Source organism: Streptomyces sp. CA-106110, assembly GCF_050936285.1.
Classification (GTDB): Bacteria; Actinomycetota; Actinomycetes; order Streptomycetales; family Streptomycetaceae; genus Streptomyces.
In genome coordinates this window covers 1,067,296-1,083,229 of sequence record NZ_JBNJNB010000001.1, presented here as the reverse complement: position 1 = coordinate 1,083,229, position 15,934 = coordinate 1,067,296, and the positions used below count along the sequence as shown (strand labels likewise).

The 15,934-nt window shown below is 67.4% G+C and carries 13 protein-coding genes and 4 pseudogenes; 9 read left to right on the top strand and 8 right to left on the bottom strand.

What is annotated here, in order from left to right; translation table 11 throughout:
- Nucleotides 1–750 precede the first annotated feature (750 nt).
- Nucleotides 751–1,464 (top strand): reverse transcriptase domain-containing protein, encoded by a 714-nt coding sequence (locus ACQEXA_RS05150; RefSeq protein WP_433128829.1) that lies wholly within the window; start codon nt 751–753, stop codon nt 1,462–1,464.
- Nucleotides 1,465–1,502: 38 nt separating this feature from the next.
- Here ACQEXA_RS05150 and ACQEXA_RS05145 read toward each other — a convergent pair.
- Nucleotides 1,503–1,670, bottom strand: a pseudogene (locus tag ACQEXA_RS05145) (transposase family protein); the annotation flags it as partial.
- Nucleotides 1,671–1,753: 83 nt separating this feature from the next.
- On the opposite strand from ACQEXA_RS05145, the gene tnpC reads away from it, so the two are divergent.
- Nucleotides 1,754–3,280, top strand: coding sequence for an IS66 family transposase (gene tnpC, locus ACQEXA_RS05140; protein WP_432926078.1), 1,527 nt, complete (start codon nt 1,754–1,756; stop codon nt 3,278–3,280).
- 34 nt (nt 3,281–3,314) lie between these two features.
- On the opposite strand, the pseudogene ACQEXA_RS05135 reads toward tnpC, so the two are convergent.
- Nucleotides 3,315–4,001, bottom strand: a pseudogene (locus tag ACQEXA_RS05135) (HARBI1 family protein); the annotation flags it as partial.
- A gap of 205 nt (nt 4,002–4,206) precedes the next feature.
- Between ACQEXA_RS05135 and ACQEXA_RS05130 the strand changes: the two are divergent.
- The 3 genes from ACQEXA_RS05130 (at nt 4,207) to ACQEXA_RS05120 (ending at nt 6,179) form a co-directional block, all read left to right on the top strand.
- Nucleotides 4,207–4,437 carry a hypothetical protein gene (locus ACQEXA_RS05130; protein ID WP_433128827.1) on the top strand — a complete coding sequence of 77 codons (231 nt, stop codon included), beginning with the start codon at nt 4,207–4,209 and terminating at the stop codon, nt 4,435–4,437.
- A gap of 118 nt (nt 4,438–4,555) precedes the next feature.
- Nucleotides 4,556–5,854: an ISAs1 family transposase gene (locus ACQEXA_RS05125; protein ID WP_433128633.1), complete on the top strand. Its 1,299-nt coding sequence runs from the start codon at nt 4,556–4,558 to the stop codon at nt 5,852–5,854.
- Between the two features lie 43 nt (nt 5,855–5,897).
- On the top strand, nt 5,898–6,179 hold the full coding sequence (locus ACQEXA_RS05120) for a group II intron maturase-specific domain-containing protein (RefSeq protein WP_433128825.1): 282 nt from the start codon (nt 5,898–5,900) through the stop codon (nt 6,177–6,179).
- A gap of 998 nt (nt 6,180–7,177) precedes the next feature.
- On the opposite strand, the gene ACQEXA_RS05115 is transcribed toward ACQEXA_RS05120, so the two are convergent.
- A complete protein-coding gene (locus ACQEXA_RS05115) occupies nt 7,178–8,638 on the bottom strand; it encodes an IS1380 family transposase (RefSeq protein WP_432923289.1) in 1,461 nt (486 codons plus the stop codon).
- A 124-nt stretch (nt 8,639–8,762) separates the two neighbouring features.
- Between ACQEXA_RS05115 and ACQEXA_RS05110 the strand changes: the two genes are divergently transcribed.
- Complete coding sequence (locus tag ACQEXA_RS05110; RefSeq protein ID WP_433128823.1) at nt 8,763–9,746, top strand: reverse transcriptase domain-containing protein; 984 nt, start codon at nt 8,763–8,765, stop codon at nt 9,744–9,746.
- An 85-nt stretch (nt 9,747–9,831) separates the two neighbouring features.
- On the opposite strand, the pseudogene ACQEXA_RS05105 reads toward ACQEXA_RS05110, so the two are convergent.
- Nucleotides 9,832–9,975: pseudogene (locus ACQEXA_RS05105) on the bottom strand (RNA-guided endonuclease TnpB family protein); the annotation flags it as partial.
- 181 nt (nt 9,976–10,156) lie between these two features.
- Here ACQEXA_RS05105 and ACQEXA_RS05100 point away from each other — a divergent pair.
- Nucleotides 10,157–10,600, top strand: a pseudogene (locus tag ACQEXA_RS05100) (hypothetical protein); the annotation flags it as partial.
- 342 nt (nt 10,601–10,942) lie between these two features.
- Here the strand turns inward: ACQEXA_RS05100 and ACQEXA_RS05095 are convergent.
- The 3 genes from ACQEXA_RS05095 to ACQEXA_RS05085 are packed head-to-tail and all read right to left on the bottom strand — an operon-like array spanning nt 10,943 to nt 13,025.
- Nucleotides 10,943–11,392 carry a hypothetical protein gene (locus tag ACQEXA_RS05095; protein WP_432936789.1) on the bottom strand — a complete coding sequence of 150 codons (450 nt, stop codon included), beginning with the start codon at nt 11,390–11,392 and terminating at the stop codon, nt 10,943–10,945.
- Entirely contained in the window at nt 11,389–12,432 is a 1,044-nt protein-coding gene (locus ACQEXA_RS05090) for a BN159_2729 family protein (RefSeq protein ID WP_433128822.1), read from the bottom strand. Before ACQEXA_RS05090 ends, ACQEXA_RS05095 begins: the two co-directional genes overlap by 4 nt.
- Complete coding sequence (locus ACQEXA_RS05085) at nt 12,429–13,025, bottom strand: sigma-70 family RNA polymerase sigma factor (protein ID WP_359407555.1); 597 nt, start codon at nt 13,023–13,025, stop codon at nt 12,429–12,431. Before ACQEXA_RS05085 ends, ACQEXA_RS05090 begins: the two co-directional genes overlap by 4 nt.
- Nucleotides 13,026–13,634: 609 nt before the next feature.
- Between ACQEXA_RS05085 and ACQEXA_RS05080 the strand changes: the two genes are divergently transcribed.
- Nucleotides 13,635–14,102 carry a transcriptional regulator gene (locus ACQEXA_RS05080; protein WP_432936795.1) on the top strand — a complete coding sequence of 156 codons (468 nt, stop codon included), beginning with the start codon at nt 13,635–13,637 and terminating at the stop codon, nt 14,100–14,102.
- A gap of 126 nt (nt 14,103–14,228) precedes the next feature.
- A complete protein-coding gene (locus ACQEXA_RS05075) occupies nt 14,229–14,684 on the top strand; it encodes a hypothetical protein (protein WP_432936797.1) in 456 nt (151 codons plus the stop codon).
- A 312-nt stretch (nt 14,685–14,996) separates the two neighbouring features.
- Here ACQEXA_RS05075 and ACQEXA_RS05070 read toward each other — a convergent pair whose 3' ends face one another.
- On the bottom strand, nt 14,997–15,902 hold the full coding sequence (locus ACQEXA_RS05070) for a DMT family transporter (RefSeq protein WP_432936799.1): 906 nt from the start codon (nt 15,900–15,902) through the stop codon (nt 14,997–14,999).
- Nucleotides 15,903–15,934 lie beyond the last annotated feature (32 nt).

Sequence of the window (15,934 nt, the reverse complement as noted above, 5' to 3'; positions counted from 1 at the left end):
TTAGACACTCCCCCGGAACGCACCTTGTTGTGCAGGTACACGGCCTTGTTGTGTCCTGAACGCGAAAGGAAGAAGCATGTAGGAACTCTTCTTGTAGCGATGCTGTACGAAGGATGAAGGTTTGGCCCTTCAAATTCGCCCTGCGGGGGGAGGATTTAAACCACGTGTGTCACGAACGCAGAGGGGAGTTCAGGTAGGAGAGCTTCGCGATGCGGTGCTGTGCGAGAGATGAGGGACTTGGCCCCTCGGTTCCGTCCTGCGGGGGATGGTGCCAAACCGCCACATGCTGCGTTGGTTGACGACCGTCGTGGTGAGCGATGTGGAAAAGGCGGCGGTAGAGCCGTCAGGTGGGGATCAGGAAGACGAACGCAAGTGAATCGCTGCTGAAGTGTCGTTAGAAAACAGGTGACATCAGAACCGGAGATTTGTGGTTGCTCCGGGATAAGTCTGGCGGGAGTCCCGTCTACTGGCCAGGCGGTGTCCGGCACGGAGGCGACGTGAGCCTGATCTGCGGCTCTCGCATGGAACGTGAGAAGGCATGCCCTGATAGTGCCGCTTGAGTCATGCGGGTGGCGAGAGGGAGCGGCCCAAGCGGAAGAACCGTGAGGGTTTGAGTACCGACGCGGGGTGTGCTGGCGGACCGGCTCGTAGTAGTGAGGAACCCTTTGTAATGAAGGGGGAGCGAAGGGGCCGGGTCATCCGTGACTGATTGTTCGTTCGGTCAACCGGAAGTTCTCCGGGAGGAGCTGGGTGGACCAGTTGAAATCATCGGACAAGCCGTTTGAGATCTCGAAGTGGGAGGTTCAGGAGGCGTACGAGAAGGTCAAGGCGAACAAGGGTGCGGCAGGGGTGGACGGGCGCTCCATCGAGGACTTCGAGAAGGATCTGAAGGGTAATCTCTATCGAATCTGGAATCGTCTGTCTTCGGGGAGTTACTTTCCGCCTCCGGTGAAGGGTGTGGAGATCCCGAAGTCGCATGGTGGTGGGGTTCGTTTGCTCGGTGTGCCCACCGTGGCTGACCGAATCGCTCAAACGGTAGTAGCCCGGCGTCTTGAAGAGAAGGTCGAACCGATCTTCCATCAGGACTCCTACGGCTACCGTCCTGGGCGGTCCGCGTTGGATGCGGTCGCGGCGTGCCGGAAACGCTGTTGGAAGTATGACTGGGTGATCGATCTGGACATCCAGAAATTCTTTGACAGCGTGCCCTGGGACCTTGTCGTCAAAGCGGTTCGGGCCCACACGGATCTCCCCTGGGTAGTTCTGTATGTGCGGCGGTGGCTTGAGGCGCCGTTGCAACTGCCTGACGGGACCTTGCAGCAGCGCGATCGCGGAACCCCGCAGGGTTCTGCGATTTCGCCTGTTTTGGCTAACCTGTTCATGCATTATGCGTTCGACATGTGGATGGCCCGGGAGTATCCGGGCGTACCGTTCGAACGGTACGCAGACGACGGTGTTGTGCACTGAACCTTTCCCGGTAAGCGATCATGCCTGTGTGTGAACGTTCAGATGGTGCGGTCGTATTCAAGTTGGAGTAGGACGAGGGCTGCGGCGGCGATCTGGGTGATGCGGCTGGGATCGAGGCTGACCCGCCGCAGGGCCTTGAAAGTGGTCTTAAGCAGGGCGTTCGCGCGTTCGCACATCCCGTGGATACCTCGGATGACCCTGTTGAAGGGTAAGCATTCACGTGGTCTGTCCGCTGGTGGCGAGTTGACGATGTGACAGGCCGTCGTGGTCTCTGGCACGCTGCGGGATCGTGTCTGTTGCTGCCGAGTCCGCCGCGTCGCGTGAGGACCTCCTCGCGCTGATTGCGCTGCTGCGCGAGCAGAACGTGGCGCTGGCCGAGCGGTGTGCACTGCTCGAAGAGCGGAACACTGTGCTGGAGACGCGGGCCGCACTGCTGGAGGACCAGAACGCGCAGCTCGCTGCCGCCAACGAGCGCCTGACGAAGCGGGTCGTGGAGTTGGAACGGCGGTTGAACCGCAACTCGGGCAACTCCAACTTCCCGCCCTCGCAGGACGTGTTCGGTCTCCCGAAGGACGACAAGCCCGAGGCGCAGCCGAAGGGCCAGGCCCGGCGGGGCAGGCGCAAGGGCGCGCCCGGTGCGGGGTTGGGCATGGTCGAGAATCCGGACCAGGTCGAGAACCATCGCCCGCGTGCCTGCGCGGACTGCGGCAGCCACTTGCGCGGCGCGCCCTCAGTCGGCTTCGCTCGCCGTCAGGTCAGCGACATCCCCCTGGTCACGGTGAAGGTCACCGAGTACCGGCTGCACAAGGTCCGCTGCGGCTGCGGGCACACCACCACAGCCGAGGCACCCGACCACCTGGCGGGCTCGCCCGCGTCCTACGGCCCGAACCTGCGCGCACTGGCGGTCTACCTGGTCGTCTTTCACCACGTCCCCGTCGAGCGGACCGCCCGGCTGATAGCCGACCTGACCGGCGCCGCGGTGTCCACCGGCTGGGTCAGCGGTATGGTCGCCGAGGCCGCCGAACTGACCGGCGACTCGCTGAACCTCATCAAAACCCTGCTGATGCTCGGCCACATCTTGCACGCGGACGAGACCACCACCCGGATCGGCGCCAAGCGCCGCTGGCTGCATGTGGCCTGTACCGAGCAACTGACCCACCTGGCCCTGGCGCCGCGCTCGCGTGAGGGCGCCAACTCCCTGGGCATCCTGCCGGGTTTCCGCGGCACGCTGGTCCACGACTCGCTCTCGCTCTACGCCGGCTACCCGGACGCGGACCACCAGTTGTGCGGCGCGCACCTGATCCGCGAGCTGACCGCCGCCGAGCAAGACCATCCCAAGCAGAAGTGGCACCAGCAGATCCACTGGGCCCTGGCGGGCCTGAACCGCCAGGCCCGGCGCGTCAGGGACGGCGAGAGAGCCGAGATCGGCCCCACCTCGCTGCTGTTCTACCAGCAGCACTACCACCGAGGCGTCACCGCCGGACTCGCGCTCCACCCCAGAGCCCCCGGCCGCAAGCAGTCCCCGGCCCGCAACCTGCTGGAACGGCTCCGCGACCAGGCGAACAACGTGCTCCGCTTCGCCGACCACCCCCGACACGTGCCCTTCACCAACAACACCGGCGAGAGAGCACTGCGACCGGTCAAGACCCAGGTCAAGATCTCCGGTTGCCACCAGTCCGAACACGGTGCCGCGGCCTGGCTCGCCGTGCGCTCATACCTCGACTCCGCCCGCAAGCACGGCCTGAACCCCTTCGACGCCATCCGCCGCGCCTTCACCGGCAACCTCTGGATGCCACCCATCGCCCTGGCCACCTGACCAGCAGATATCACACAGCGTCAAATGTCGACAGGCATTCCTTGTGAATGCTTACGTTGAAGGTCTGCTGGGCTTCGGTGAGTTCACCGCCCGCGGGCTTCTTGACCGGGTGACGGAAGCCGTCTCCGGCGTTCTCGTAGCCGAGGTCGACCAGGGTGAGGGTGCCCAGTTGGTCGGCGAGCCGGTTCAGCGCATCGAGCAGCCCGTGGTGGCGGGCGCAGGTAGTGTCGTGCTCGCGGCCGGGCCGCACCGGCGAGACCCAGATCGGCCAGCCGTCCGGGGCGGAGATGACCTGCACGTTGCCGCCGTGATGCTTGTGCTTCCCGGACCACCAGAGGTCTGCCCCGTTGGGCCCCGGGGCCGCGACACGGTCGGTGCGGATGACCGTGCCGTCCAGATTGAGATGGGTCAGGCCGGCCGCCTTCGCCCGTTCCAGCGCGGTGGCCAGGTCCGGTGCCCCGGCCGCCAGGACCGTCAGCCCTTCGTGCAGGTATCGGTAGGCGGTGGACGTGGACAGGGCGTTGTCGCGGGCGAGTTGGGCCAGGCGGGTGCCGTCGATGAACCAGCGCAGGATCAGCACGGCCTGCTTGAAGCAGCCCAGGGCGCGGCGCCCGCGGCGGGTGCCGACCTCGGTTCGATGGCTTCGCAGGAGCCGGGCCAGGTGCTCGGCGGTGGAGCGCCGGACATCGAGCACGGCGGTGTATGTGACACTGGTCGGCACGTGAGGCCCCTCGGTCGGATCTTTCTGTTGCAAGATCGTTCCTACCAGGGGCCTTACGCCTGCCCGGAGTTGGGAGTGCACCACGAGACACCCGGAGGCGATCACACTCAGCGACCGCCGGTTACCGAGAAAGGCTCACTGTGTCAGCGAGGGTCAGGCCCGGAAACTACGGGAGGCAATCGCGAACAGGATGCGGGAAGTTGGGTTGCGGCTGCATCCCGACAAGACCAAGATCGTGTACTGCCGGGATGGTAATAAGCGCCGACGTCCGTACGGGCAGACGGAGTTCACCTTCCTGGGGTTCACTTTCCGGGCTCGCAAGGCCATCGACAGGAATGGGGAGAGGTTCACCTCGTTCCTGCCGGCGATCAGCAAGGAATCCTCGAAGAAGATCAGTGGTGAAGTGCGGCAATGGCCACGGCCCCGGCGTAGTTGATCTTTGACGGGTTTCGGGTTGTTTGTCCGTGGGGTGAGGTGGCGAGTTGCAAGGCGAGCGCGGCCTCTGATGATCTTTCAGGTTCTCACGCCAGAAGATCGTCTCAGGAGCCGCGCTCGTGTCCGCATCCTCTCTGATCAGCCCTGTCCTTGGCCAGCTCACCGACCTCGCGCTGTGGGAGTCCGAGCTCGCCGCGGATCCTGCGGCGGTGGAGTCTGCGCTGGTCGGCAGGCTGCGACAGGTCCCGGACCGGCGCGCGGAGCGAGGGCGGCGGCATCCTCTGGTGGTGATCCTGGTACTGGCCGCGTGCGCGACGCTGGTGGTCGGCGGCGACTCCATGACCGCGATCTGGCAGTGGGCCACCCGCGCCCCGCAGATCAAACTGGCACGCATCGGCGCCCGGTACGACCCGCTGACCGGCCAGTACCTCGTACCCAGCGAACGCACCTTCCGCCGCGTGCTCGCCGACCTGGACGCCGACGCCCTGGACGCGGCGACCTGCGCATACGTCACCGAGGTCGCGGCCGGAACCGCAACGGCGCCCAAAATCCCGTGCACCCCGGGACCCATCGAGCGCGAACAGCGCCGCGCCGCCCAGCGGGCCATGGAACACCCCGCGCCGGCCGGCCTCCTGCCCGCCGCGGCTGTCGACGGCAAGGCCCTCACCGGCGCCCGCACCGAATCGGGGCGCATCTTCCTGGTCGGGGCGGTCGCCCATGCCAGCGGCGCGGTCCTCGGCCAGACCCAGGTCCCGGACAAGCACGGCGAGGGCGAAGCGGCCCGCACCCTGCTGACCCAACTCGCTCTACCCGGATGGGTTTTCACCCTGGATGCCCTGCACACCACAAAGAAGACCGCACGCCTGATCACGAACCGGCTCGACGCCCACTACGTCCTGATCCTGAAGGGGAACCAGCCGCTGGCCCGCGCCGCCGCCCAAGCACTGCTGGCCGGCACCGACGCGGAGTGGACCCAGACCACCGAGGCCGAGGACGACCGTGGGCACGGACGCACCGAGCGCCGCACGATCCGCACCGCCCAAGCCGACGACACCCTCTTCCCCGGCGCGGGACAGGTCTTCCGCCTGCGCCGTGACACCGGCGGCCTCGACGGCACCTGGACCAGGAAGGAGATCGTCTTCGGCGTCACCAGCATGCCCGCTCGCCTCGCCGGCCCCGCTCACCTCAACCACTACGAGAGGGCCCACTGGTCCATCGAGAACAAGATCCACTGGGTGCGGGACGTCACCTTCCACGAGGACAACTCCCAGCTCAGGACCGGAACAGCACCCCGCGCACTGGCCAGCTTCCGCAACCTCGCCATCAGCACCTTCCGCCTCGCCGGACGAGCCAACATCGCCCACGCCCGCCGCGATCTCCTCAACCACAACGACGTCTTCGCCGTCTACGGCATCTGATCAACTACTACGAAGTCGGGCGTAACGGAACGACGCCGGGGCCGTGCGGCAATGGCGGCTTCACCGACAGATCGGCCGGACCTTCGCCGAGCTCGCACGGGCGATCAATCCGATCGTTCGGGGCTGGATGCAGTACTTCGGTGCGTTCTACCGGACGGCGCTGCTTCCCCTCCTGGAGCGCATCAACGCCTACTTGATGCGCTGGATCCGCAAGAAGTTCAAGCGGCTGCGGACCTTCAAGAAGGCCCATGCGTGCTGGCGGCGTATCACCCGTCAGTACCCCAGGCTCTTCGCCCATTGGGCATGGGTTCCCACGTTCTGGTGATCAGGATGACAAGAGCCCGGTGACGGGAGACTGTCACGCCGGGATCTGTGAGGGCCGGGGGGTGAAATTCCCCCCGGCTACTCGACCTCATGCTGCGCTAGCTGAAGACTGCCGTGGTGAACGATGAGGAAAAGGCGCCGGAAAACGGTGTCAGGTGGGGATCGGAAGGCGAACGCAAGTGAATCGCTGCTGACGTGTCGAAAAGTAGAGTTGACATCAGAACCGGGGTGTCAAGGCAGTCCCGGGAGGAGTCTGGCGGGTGCCCGTTTATTGGCCAGGCGGTGTCCGGCATGCAGGCGGCGCGAGCCCGGTCTGCGGCCTTCGTGCGGAACAGGAGAAGGCGGGCCTGGATACGTCTCCGCTGGTGAGCGGGGAGAAAGGGAGCGTCCTGGACGGTCCGAAGCCGTGAGGGACTGAGTACCGATGCCAGGCACGCCGGCGGACCGGCTCGTAGTAGTGATGAAGCCCCTGTAATGGGGGCGGAGCGAAGGGGCCGGGTCGTTCGTGACTATGTTTATTCGATCAACCGGGTGTTTCCCGGGAGGAGTCGCGTGAACGAGTTGAAAGCATCAGGCAAGCCATTTGATATTTCGAAGCAGTCCGTCTGGGAGGCGTACGAGAAAGTCAGGTCGAACAAGGGCGCTGCGGGTGTGGATGCGGTGTCGATGGAAGAGTTCGAGAAGGATCTGAAGAACAATCTGTACCGGATCTGGAACCGTCTCTCCTCCGGCACCTATTTCCCACCCCCGGTGCGTGCGGTGGAGATCCCGAAGAAAGGGGGCGTCCGGATTCTGGGCGTGCCCACGATAGGGGATCGTATCGCTCAGCCTCGATTTTTCCGAGGGCTGATGGCGACGCCGGGAGCGGCTGGCTGCCCGATATGTCCCGTGCCGTGTCGGGACTGGCCGTCGCGTGACGCTGCGGGGGCGTCGGGTTCCACGGGCCCGAGGGTGGTGCGGTGCTGTCCTTTCCGGTGTCGTCGGGGCGGTGGCCGGCCGTCAGGTGAGGGCCGGGAGCTGGGTGGCCCGCTGCCAGGCGGTGGTGAACGCTGCTGTCCAGGGCCAGGTGCGGTCGAGGTGCAGGGTGCGCCTGCGGGCGTGGGCGGTGAGTCGGGCGGGCAGGTGGTACAGCTTCATGCGGATCGTCTCCGGCTCGGCTGCGGCGAGTTCGGGCTCGTCGTGCAGGAGGAGGAGCCGGGTCCATGCGTCGAGGTCGGCGGCGATCGTGGCGGCCAGCACCCAGGCGGCGTTCAACTGCCAGGACTTCGAGGGCAGCAACCCGAGGCCGACCCGCTTGATGGCTTTCACCCGGTCCTCGACCTCTGCGTGGTCACGGTAGAGGGCGTCGACGAACCACACCTGCCCGGAGCCGGGAATCCCGGAAAGTCCCTGGTGAGCGGGGACGTTCGTGGCGATGATCTGGTAGCGCCAGCCGGTGCGCTTCTCGAAGGCGGTCAGCTTCTTCGCGTCCCGCCGCGAGGGCTTGACCCGGCGCACGATCAGCCGCATCCCCTTGGGCCAGCCGGTCAGGTCGCGCAGGCCGGTCAGCTCGGCGACCTGGTAGGAGATCCATTCGCCGTCGGGGCCCTTGATCTCGTGGACCTCGCCGTCCTGCCGCAGCGCGGCCGTCCACGCCGTCTCGGGCAGCAGCGCGATGGCCTGCTCGTCCGTGGCGTTGATCGCCCAGCCGGTCACCCAGCGCACCCGGCGCCGGCTGGTGGTCAGGCGCTGGAGGTGGTCGAGGACGTCGTGGCTGAAGGCCGCGCCGTCGATCCGGACCAGCAGCTTCGACCACAGCGGCAGCGGGAGCTGCCGCAGCGCGGCGGCCAGGACCCTCTTGTGGTCGGCGACGTCGTTGGGCGGCGCGTTGCCGGGCCGCAGCAGCATGGCGACGCACTCGCGGGTGTTGGCCACCCACGCCCCCAGCGGCATGTGGCCGAAGCTGCCCTTGAAGGTGCCCGCCGCGCCTTCCTTCCGGCTGGTGCAGGTGACGATGGTCGCGTCCAAATCGAGGACGTACCAGCCGGTCACCTCCCGGCCGCACACCGCGATCCAGGGGAAGCCGCCGGGGCGCAGGGCGAGCAGCATCCACACCACGCGGCGTATCGCGGCGCGGGCGCGTTCCACCCGGGCCGCGACCGGGCCGTCGATCGCCGCCAGGGCGCGGCGCAGGGTGCTGTCCGAGACCGGCCGCGGGAACACCGGCCGCCAGTGGTACTGGAGTTGCTCGGCCTGAAGGACGTTCGTCGCGCCGAGCACGATCGCACAGGCCAGCTGGACCAGCGCCATGCCCCGGTCCCGCCAGCCCGGCCCGGTGCCCTTCGGTAACGCCGCACTCAGCGCGGTGGCCAGACCGACGCGGTCGGCGACCTTCCGCAGCAGCACCACGCCCGCGTGGCCGATCAGGTTCTTGCCGTCGGCCCGCACAGCAAGCCGGTGATCCCATTCGGTAGCCTGCACCTGTTGGGTGCCTCTTCTCTGCGACGGTTTTGATCTAGACAGTCCAGATCATCGCAGGCGGGAGGCACCCTTCTCCTGTTGGTGCGTCAGGTGACCGTCGCAGCTGAATTCATGAGGTCAGACGGTGGTTGCCGGGGTGCTGGAGGCGAAGGCCGAACCGGTCTTCCACCCGGACTCATACGGCTATCGTCCCGGGCGGTCGGCGATCGACGCTGTGGGCCGGTGCCGGGAGCGCTGCTGGAAGGCGGACTGGGTCATCGACCTGGACATCCGCGCGTTCTTCGACAGCGTTCCGTGGGATCTGGTCCTCAAGGCGGTCGCTGCCCACACTGATCCGTCCCAGTCCTGGGTCCTGTTGTACGTGCGGCGCTGGCTGGCCGCACCGCTGCAACTGCCCGACGGGACACGGCGCGAGCGGGACCGGGGGACGCCCCAGGGCTCTTCGGTTTCGCCTGTCCTCGCCAACCTCTTCCTCCACTACGCCTTCGATTCCTGGATGGCGCGGAACTTCCCCGCCATCGGGTTCGAACGCTACGTGGACGACGCGGTGGTCCACTGCGTCAGCGAACGCCAGGCACGCTTCGTGCTCAAGGCGATCGAGAAGCGGATGACCGAGGTGGGGCTTGAACTGCACCCGGAGAAAACCCGGATCGTGTACTGCCAGGATGCCAACCGGCGTGCCTCGTACGAGCAGACCGAGTTCACCTTCCTGGGGTTCACCTTCCGCACACGCTCCGCGGTGCGCAAGGACGGCCGGATGTTCCGGTCGTTCCTCCCCGCCGTCAGCGGGGAGGCCCTGCGCCGTATCAGTTCCGAGGTGCGGTCCTGGCGGCTGCACCACCGCACCAGCCTGACCGAAGCAGACCTCGCACGGTTCATCAACCCGATCATTCGGGGATGGATGGCGTACTACGGGGCCTTCTACCAGTCGGCCCTGTATCCCCTCCTGGAACGCGTCAATGCCTACGTGATGCGGTGGATGCGCAAGAAGTTCAAACGGCTGCGGGGCAGGAAGAAAGCCCAAATGGCGTGGAACCAGGCCGTCTCACGACGACCTCGGTTCTTCGCCCACTGGGCCTGGACCACCCATGCTCCCCGCGTCTGGTGACCAGAGCGACAAGAGCCGTATGACGAGAGATCGTCACGTACGGATCTGTGAGGGCCGAGGGGTGAGAATCCCCTCGGCTACTCGGCGACTTGGCCACGCACTCGTTCCAGATCCAGCGGCACCGGTCCCACTCCGCTTCGAGCGCAGCCCGCGCGCCGGCGGACACGCGAAGACGGTACGTGTACCGGGCATGCCCGGCATCCCCATCCGTCGTCGCGTCCGTCGCCATGAACCCGAATCTATCCGGGAGGACTGACAGTTGAGAGCTCTTGATCAAGGCCGGCCTGCTCACCCCGTCCCGTGGTGGACGGCCAATCGCCCTGGCGGCGATTGCCCTTTCCCCGCCCTGCTCCGCAGGAGTCCCATTCCTCCCCGGCCCGAAGGCCGGGGCATCCTCGGGGGAACCCGGTGAACAGAACGGCGCAACGAATCAAAGCACGGGTACCAAACGGGCGGCCGCGGCCAAGGCCCGGCGGACCGCGGACAAGGCCCGGGGGACCGCGGACAAGGCGACGGCTCCGGCTGCTCAGGCCGCGAAGAAGACCACGGCGATGACCGATGACGCGGCGTCAGCGGTCAAGGCCGGTGCCGAGCGCTCGGCCGAGGCCACCACGAAGGCCGCGCAGACCGCGGCCGCCGGCGTCGAGGCGGGCCGGCAGGCGGTCATTGCGACCGCGGGCCATGTCGCGGCCACGGCGAAGACGGCCTGGACGGTCATCGCGCATCGCAAGCTTGTCGTCGCCGGAGTGGGCGTCGGCCTGGCAGCGGTGAGCACCGCGTCCTATGCGGTCGGCCGTCGCGCGGCACGTCATACCCGCGGCCCCTTGACCCGCCTCACCGGCGGGCGGATCTGACTCCGGTGGGGTGGGCGCAGCCACCCGTTGAAGAGACATGGAGTGGCAGGGCCCGGACCCTGGATTCCCAGGTCGTCCCTGGTCCTGCCCTCCCCACCGGATCCCCCCGGGGGAGAACCATCGCGGCACCTGAGAGCGGCCAGGACACTCAGGGTCGCGCTGATGGATCGTGAAGCAATACGGCCGTCCCTCCCGCCCGACGGGTGACTCCGCCGGTGATGCGCCAGGGACAGCAGGGTGATGCCGGGCCCCTGCAGGACGCCTGCGGCTCGAGGCCGAGTCCGTGCAGTGGAGCCCTTCGTGCTAGGAGTCATCGCCCGCAGCAGGGCGGTGAAAAGGCGCTCATCCGTCTCCCCTCTCGACGGCTGGTAGCGATCCGGGCGGCGGCCGTGGCAGCGATGCGGCGTGCGTTCCCTGGGCGGGTCCGGTGTACCTGACCGCTGCGGCGGAGGCGTGGGGTTCGGTGATGCCGCCGGCCTGTCGGCAGGTGTCGCCGCGCGTGCTGACGTGGCGGCCGATGGTGCCTATCTCCGCCGGGCAGGCGGGCGGGGGACACGTGCGGGTGACAAGCCCTCGCTGCTGTCCGTCGCGGCTGCTCGGCGTTTGCCCGCCGGGCCGGAGCCACAGGTCCTCGAAGTGCTCGGCTACGCACTGGTGGGCCTGGGACCCGGTGTTGAGCTGTCCCCGCCCACCCTGGTCGATGTGCGCCTGCGGCTCGCGGACGGGCCATGGACAGTCCTGGTCGCAGGTGAGCAGCGGCCGGCCGAGGCAGCGGTCGAGGACAACGGTCACTGTTCACCTCCGGTATCCCTGGTCGCGACCGGGACGGCCTCCGCCTCGGCCGGGGTGAGGGGGCCGTTGGCCATGACGATCGAGCTCAGCGGGTACACCGGGCCGCTGGTGCCGCAGAGCGTCAGCAGCGGCATGTCGCCCTCATGGCACTGGCCGAGGTAGAGCCACACCTGGCCGTGACGGTCGACCTGACCACGGGCGAGGTCGTAGACCCGGCCCCCCAGGCAAAACGGTTCCTCGGCGGATTCCTCGGCTTGGTCGAGCAAGCGTGGCACCCCGTGGGCGGTGAGGTGGATGTCGACGCCGTCGATCTGTCCTGAGGCGATCTGTGCCCATCCGGCGCGCCGGGTCGGCACGTTGAGGGGTGCACCGATCGCGCCCAGCCAGTACTCCCAGTCGCTGAGGGCCAGGGCCCGGATGGCGATGGTGACGCGGTTGCGGTCCGGGGCGATCTGCATGACCTCGAGCCGATCGGCGTTCTCGGCCTGCAGCTTGGCCGCTGTGGTGATCGCCCGGGCCTCTGCCAGGTCCCAGTCCGCCGCGCGCTGCTCCTGGGTGCCGGTGGTCTGGGCGCTGGTGGGTCTGATCGTGGGGGCCAGATCCGAGAGGGGCACGACGGTCGGCTGCGGCGGGGTGCTCGCTGCATGGGGCGTGTCGCGAGAGGGGCGGGGCAGCACGATCGCGCCACGGGGCATCGAGGTGGGCGGTTCCGGGTCGGGAGCGCTTTCGTGGTGGGCCTCCGGCTCTTCCTCGCGGTCACCGAGGAGCCCGTGCCGTCGCAGGGCGGTCGCCACCCGCAGGGCGACCGCGCTGGGGAAGCCGCATTCGGATTCGATGACGTCGACGGCGACCTTGTATCCGTCGGACAGGCTGCCCCGCGTTTCGACTTGTTCCCGCAGCCGCTTGAGGACGCCGGCGCCACCCGTCTCGACCAGGCGGCCCTGAGCATTGAGGTCGGCGACGAACTCCCGCGCCAACTGGCAGAGTTGATCCGTCAGTTGCTGCTGGACGTCGGTACAGGATTTGGGTGAGGTGGTCATGCTGGCACCCCTCCGTACGCCTTCCGGAGGGAGTCCAGCGCGCGCCACTGGAGCGTCTTGACGGCTCCGTCGGTGGTGCCGAGGGTGCGGGCCGTCTCGCTGACGGACATCTCGCCCAGGAACCGGAGCCGGATGACGACTTGCTGGCGCGGTGTGATCTCGGCCAGGGCATCGTGCAGGTCGGCCACGTCGAGGGCCGACAGCACGGTCTCCTCGGCGGTGCTGACCGGTGCCGTCCAGGCGTCCCACACATGCGTCATCTGGTCGACGAAGGTGAGGCGCTGGGTCGCGGCGACCTTGAAGTGGTCGGCGACCACGTTGCGGGCGATCGTGCACAGCCAGGCTCGGATCGATGTACCGTTCCACCGGAACGTGTCGATCTTGGCCCACGCCTTCACGAAGACGTCGGCGGTGAGGTCCTCGGCCAGTGTCGGGTTGGATCTGACGCGGTAGCCGATGAGCGTGGCGATGACGTCGTGGTGCATTCGGTACAGCTCGCCGAATGCCTCGGGGTCGCCTTGCTGGGCGCGGGCGATGAGAGCCGGTTCCCCGGTTTTGAAGCCGCCGGATACGGCGTTAGCCTTAGTGATCAAGGCCTACTCCCGTCATTCATGTAGATGAGCTCTGTGGGCTGGTGAGGGGAGGGGCTGCTTCGGCCACGGCCCGGCTGGGGGCGGCCCCTGCGTATGTCAGTCGGTCAAGCGCTGACGCCGGACTTGGGCAGGCGTCGGTCGCAGGCACGAATCGGTGGTGCGCCGCGGGTCTGCAGGTCGTCGTGCCCAAGGTGGGCAGCCGAACCTGTTGGCGCCGCGCAGGGTCCGGAGCGTGGCCGGCCTCGGTGTTCCGTGCCGGCCGCGAGCCGGTCGAGGAGGGACCTGTCGAAAACGTGTGCGCTGCCGCAGGGCGGCAACACTTTCGTCACCGAGCTTGGCCATGCTTGGGGCGGAGCACGGCCAGGCGACCCCCCTTGATGATGTGCATGCGTGCGACTAACTCACGCGCTTGCAACTTACGCAAGTTGCTCACTTGTACGCAAGTTGCCAGGCTGAAGTGAGATGGGAAGTTTTTTGATCCGTATGAATGGGGCGTATCGAGCATCTGGCCAGCTTGAACGCTCATCGCAGGGTTGACCTGCAATTATGCAAGCTTGCAACCGGCATGCAACTTGCACGCATGCGCGCTACTCTCCGAACATGCGGAGCATGGAAGAGTCCCCCCACGGGAACCGGGTAAAACGTCAAGCTCAGGCGGGGCGCGTCGGTGCGTATCTCACGCAGGCCGCCGCTGCGGCAGGGTACGACGTCCGCCCGCGGCAGGGCGGCCGAGCGCAACTCGCGGCCGCGACCGGACTGAGCCTCACCACCATCAGCCGAACGCTGGACGGTAAAACCCTGCCGCTGCCCTCGCAATTCTCGACGTGGGCGACGGTTCTTCGACTCGATCACCGGTCAATGTTGGTTGAAAGCGGCCTCATTCCTGCCGAACAAGGACCCGATCTCCCAAGCCGGGCGGTAACCTCAGCACCACTCTCTCCGGACGAGGCCATGAATGCATGGGGTATCACCGATCCCATCATTCGCAAGACGCTCAATGCGAGCATCGTTCAGGCGATCAAGCTCCAAGAGGAGATCGATGCAGCCGACGACCGGGGGGCCGCTGCAAGGGGGTAACCGAAAGTGGTGTACAAACGGACTATCGCTAGCACCACTAGCTGCACGGCCGGTGGAATCCTGACAGGCGACGGCATCTGGACCCACACGTGGGAAGCCGCCGCGACCGGCCTCGGTTTATTGGCCGTGGGTATCGCCGGGGTGCTGGCCACGGCGATGTTCCACCTGCTCCGCGGCTTCGAGGCGCGTACCCGACGCGACATGGACCAGCTGGCCGAGGAGCGAAGCCTCTTCGAGCAGGACATGCGCGCGCGGGAGTACGAACTCCAAAGACGCCAGGAAGCGTTGAATCGCCGTGCCGTGGCAACCTCCATCCGTCTTGCCAGCTATGCGAAGTCGGTGGACGACACGCGGACGGAGAACCGCGCCCTGCGTGAGCGGATCCTGGAGCTGGAGGCCGAGATTGACGAGGTCAACGACGAGCGCAACCAGCTGATCTCCAACGAGCTCACCTTGGCCAGCGCCCAGTTCACGGCGCGGGCGTACGGGGATCTGCGGGCCGTCGCGGGGGGTGAGCAGCCGGCACGGATGCGACGTTCCGGTAAGCGGGGCGTCGAGCTCTTCGAACATGAACGGCGCTGAAAGCTTCTGGTGTGTCGAATGCGGGTCCGACTGGATCGCCTGAAGGCGCGGTCTCGCCGCCCATCGTTCGGATCGTCGCGTCCGCAGTGGGGAGGGGAAGGCGACGATATGACGTTCGTGTGACTGTTCGGGTGTGAGGCAGCAGTGCGACTGGTGCCTCACACCCGAACAGCCTCCCGACAGCTGTCGCCAGGGGGCGCGCCCACGCCGTCGCAGTGAAGTGCCGCGCTCGCACCACGGGCACGCGGCATGGCGGGCGGTCTCCGCGGCTGTGCCGCCGCGCCACTTGTCCGTCCAGAGGACAGGTGTTCGTCAGAGGGCAGCCGTCGTGTGCTGCTCCTCAGTCCCCGGCACCTTCTCGCCCGGGTCGACACACCGTGCGAGGCACCGCGTGCGGGACAGGGCGAAGACGCCGTAGCAGAGCAGAGCGACGCCCAGCACCGCGGGCAGCAGCCACAGCCCGCGGCGCGGCGACTCCGCGAACAGTGTGACGCCGAGGCAGAAGCTCACCGTGGCGTCACCGAGTGTGAGGGCCGGCTGGGACGCGATCAGCGGACCTCCTTGCATGGCATAGCCCAGCAGGAAGATGGAGAGCGATCCGACGGCCGCGAAGCCGTAGGTCTGCCAGGTGAGGAAGAAGGCCGGCACGCCGTCCTCGGAGAGCACCCCCATGGCGGACTTGACCAGCGCCGCGGTCAGTGCGTTGCCGATAGCGGCCGCGGCCGCCAAGCACGCCGCGCGCGCCAGACCGAGCGGGCGCCGCAGGCCGGCCAGGACGAGTGCGGCGCCCGCCCCGCCTATGACGGCGAGCGTCGGTACCCACCAGACTCCGGGCACCTGTGCGCGTCCTCCGGAGGGAGCGGCTGAGAACAGCCCGACGGCCAGGCCTACGAAAATGCACACCACGCACAGCCACGCCTTGCGGGAGACCCGTACGTGGAAGACCGCGCTGCCGACCAGGAGGGCGAGCGGGAGTTCGAGGATGAAGACCGGCTGGACCGCCGCGAGGGTCCCCGCGTTCAGGGCCAGAGCCTGGAAGAGGGCCGCGAAGACGACCCCGAGGATGCCCCCGAACCAGATCGGGCTGTGCAGCAGATGCCGGACGAGACCGAGCCGCTCACCGGAGTCGGGCACCTCCGACGCCGCGCGCCGTTGCAGCACAGTGCCCACCGCGTTGCTGCCGGCAGCCAAGACGGCGAACATGACCGCCAGGATCATCCCGCTTGCACCGCTTCCTTCTGCGCTGCCCG